This window comes from Candidatus Culexarchaeum yellowstonense, assembly GCF_024707025.1.
Taxonomy (GTDB): domain Archaea; phylum Thermoproteota; class Methanomethylicia; order Culexarchaeales; family Culexarchaeaceae; genus Culexarchaeum.
In genome coordinates, this window is sequence record NZ_JANGFQ010000107.1 from 1 (window position 1) to 2,832 (window position 2,832).

4 protein-coding genes are annotated in these 2,832 nt (G+C 40.5%); all 4 read right to left on the minus strand.

Going from position 1 to position 2,832, the window contains the following annotated elements; translation table 11 throughout:
• Positions 1-297: hypothetical protein (locus MRT15_RS09090; protein WP_304329771.1), on the minus strand; the 297-nt coding region annotated here is incomplete at its 3' end.
• 95 nt (positions 298-392) lie between these two features.
• Complete coding sequence (locus tag MRT15_RS09095; RefSeq protein ID WP_304329772.1) at positions 393-1,250, minus strand: HepT-like ribonuclease domain-containing protein; 858 nt, start codon at positions 1,248-1,250, stop codon at positions 393-395.
• Positions 1,251-1,351: 101 nt separating this feature from the next.
• Complete coding sequence (locus MRT15_RS09100) at positions 1,352-2,359, minus strand: ATP-binding protein (protein ID WP_304329773.1); 1,008 nt, start codon at positions 2,357-2,359, stop codon at positions 1,352-1,354.
• Between the two features lie 80 nt (positions 2,360-2,439).
• Entirely contained in the window at positions 2,440-2,709 is a 270-nt protein-coding gene (locus MRT15_RS09105) for a hypothetical protein (RefSeq protein WP_304329774.1), read from the minus strand.
• Between the last annotated feature and the right edge of the window lie 123 nt (positions 2,710-2,832).

A 2,832-nucleotide genomic window follows, 5' to 3' on the forward strand; every position in this document is an offset into this window, starting at 1 on the left:
CCAATCCAATATTTTAGGGAACACTTTTATTAGGAGGCTATTCTTAACTAGACTCTTAACCTTCTCAAAACCTTGTTTTAAAGCTTCCCTACGTGGAGTTGTCGTTAAAACTTCAATTAATCTTTTAAGCATGTCTAGAACCGTTTTATTGATTATTATGCCATTCAATTTGGTGTAGGTTAGGCATGCCCTAAAAAGCCCCCTTTCAAAAGGATTTAACTTACGAATGTTACCATTCCTACAAGCCTTAACCCAAACACACTTAAGCTCAAAGTAATCTATGCAATCTATGGGCATGCCCAACCTAAAAATATAATATACGTGAAATTTATAAAAGGATTTCCATAGAATTCCTTTAAAATATAGTTTAATTGCATTGTAAAATTGATTTTTTAAATTGTATGTTTAAGCTCCTTTCGTATAAATTCGCGTATGTATTTCTCAAATTCTGCTACATGTTTGAGTAGTTTTTGAGCTTCTTCATATAGCTTCTCATAATCTATGGCTAGGTACCTGTGGATTATGATGTTTCTTAACGTTGTGTGGCGTGTTAACTCTTCTGCCAGCGCTGTTTGTATTACCCCATGCTTTGCGCATTCCAATATGTAATCTTTGGCTGTTCCCGCAGTTCTCCAACCCTTTGCTGAAGCTATATGTCTACACACATCAATTAATGCTTCAACTATGAGTTGATACCCCCTCTCAAGTAACCTTTTGAGTATTGGTGAAGATTCAACTTCAGCAACACCTTTAGACATTACATACTCCTCAAGGAAATCAATTTCAGACTTTATGAAGTCAATCCTTGCCTTTACAATTCCAGCATCTATGGGCATCGGGTTATCTGACTTCAACCACTCTTCTAGAGAGAGAACTGCATACTCCCAGTATTCCAGTGGCACTTGATTGAGCTCTCTGAGTAGCTCCCCCCTAAAACCCCTCCTATCAATTATTACAATTCCCTCCACCAAAACCCTTGCCTTCAACATGGGATCTGCTCTATCGAGGTCGACCAAATCAATCCCCCCCTCTACACCCAGCACTTCAGAAGCCTCTTCAACAAGCTTAGCTAATATTACGTATTTGTCTTCAGCCTCCACCTTCACAGCTATATCAACATCGTGAAAGCTAAATCCCTTAGTAGCTAAACTCCCAAAGAGAATTGCAAATACAACTTCAGGGAAATCAGCTAGAAGTTGGCGAAGCTTTTCTATGACTTCCCCTCTATTTAGCCTTCTACCAGCGCTCATAACACAACCTAGGAAACAACATCATTCAATATTTAACTGAAACCCTTTACCATTAAATTTCAAAGTATGTCTTCTTGGCCCTAGCATACTTCGTAATATTGTCAACATTGTGTTATTGCCTTCTTAACTGCTTCTCTATGTATTGGTGTTTGCCATGCAACATATTTTCCAATTCCCAATTCAACATCCCTCTCCGGTGGAGGTTCATCAATCCATAACCATCCCTCTCTATCATACACATTATACACTATTAGATTCCTAGCTATAAGTTCCTTCACAAGCTCTTCTGGGACGTCAGCTTTCCACAGGTAATCTGGATCATTAACAGCTTCCTCAAGCCAGCTCTTCCACTTCCAAATAAAACTGGATGTTATCTCCTTACCCCCAATAAGCTTAGTAATAACCCTGTTTACACTCCACTCAGCTTCATAGAGTTTTGAGAGCATATCGGGGTTGCCACCAGTTAATCTCCAAACATCTTCAAATTCCGGTTTGGGATTTGGTATCTCCTCATATAACTCCCTGAAACCCTTCTCACACATATTCCACATTGGCATAATTTCACTCCACCTATGCCTACCAATCTCCCTCCTAGAGAATCCCTCACTTGTAGATGCAATTACAACTATCTTCTCATAACCTTCAGGTGGATATTCAACTAAGCCCAATAATCCTTTAACATATCTAGCTGCCTTATCAATTCCTATGGCTTGGAAAACATCATCAACCAGTACCGCAACCCTCCTCTTCCCCCAATCCCTTATCAACCACTTAACTGCATCTATAGCTAAAGTGGCAAGCTTCAACTCAGCAACTCCAACAGCCTCCAAAGCAGCCCCAGTAAACCTCTTGACAAGCTCCTTAACGTCCGTGTGAGCTATAAAATCCTTCCTCATAGGGTCAACATAGATTGCTTCGAAGCCAAGCTCCCTCAACAATTCAGTAGCCTGCTTTAGCCATGCAGTTTTACCACACCCCTCAGGACCGAAGACCACAACCGGATATCTAGTACCCTTCTCAGCGAAATCCTCAACTTGCTTAATAGCCCTCTCCCTATCAGCAAACTCAACTTCCAAACCCCCCGCAAAGGATAATTTAATCCTCCTCATCCTAAGCACCAGTATCTGTTAAGGGCAGTTGAGGAATAACTCCCCCTCACCCCATATAACCTAACCTTCACCAGAACCATTTACACATCACCCTTCAAAATTTCATCTGGATTTATTATTTCAATTGCAGTTATCTCCCCACTATCCCTATCTCTATATAAGTGTATTTTTGGGTGTAGTGGTTCCCCAATCTCCAATTTCATAGGCTCCCTAAATCTCACGTGGAGAACATCTTCCCCCGGCACTATGGATAATTCAATAACCTCCACTGGCAGTTTTATGCCAGTTAAAGCCTCCACCCTCAAGAGTATTCGCTTAACATCCAAGTCTAGTAGAGACGTTGAACCCATCTCTTCCCCCTCAACCTATGATATGTCTTGGAGCTTATTAAGTATGCTGTCTTCACTCTATCATTGGAAACTACTACATTGACGTAAAGCTCATCAATCCTCCTCAAAAAGTATTTTATGTTA

Coding starts and splice junctions, on each gene's coding strand:
- MRT15_RS09095 (WP_304329772.1), bottom strand. CDS start 1,250: ATGAGCGCTGGTAGAAGGCTAAATAGAGGGGAAGTCATAGAAAAGCTT.
- MRT15_RS09100 (WP_304329773.1), bottom strand. CDS start 2,359: ATGAGGAGGATTAAATTATCCTTTGCGGGGGGTTTGGAAGTTGAGTTT.
- MRT15_RS09105 (WP_304329774.1), bottom strand. CDS start 2,709: ATGGGTTCAACGTCTCTACTAGACTTGGATGTTAAGCGAATACTCTTG.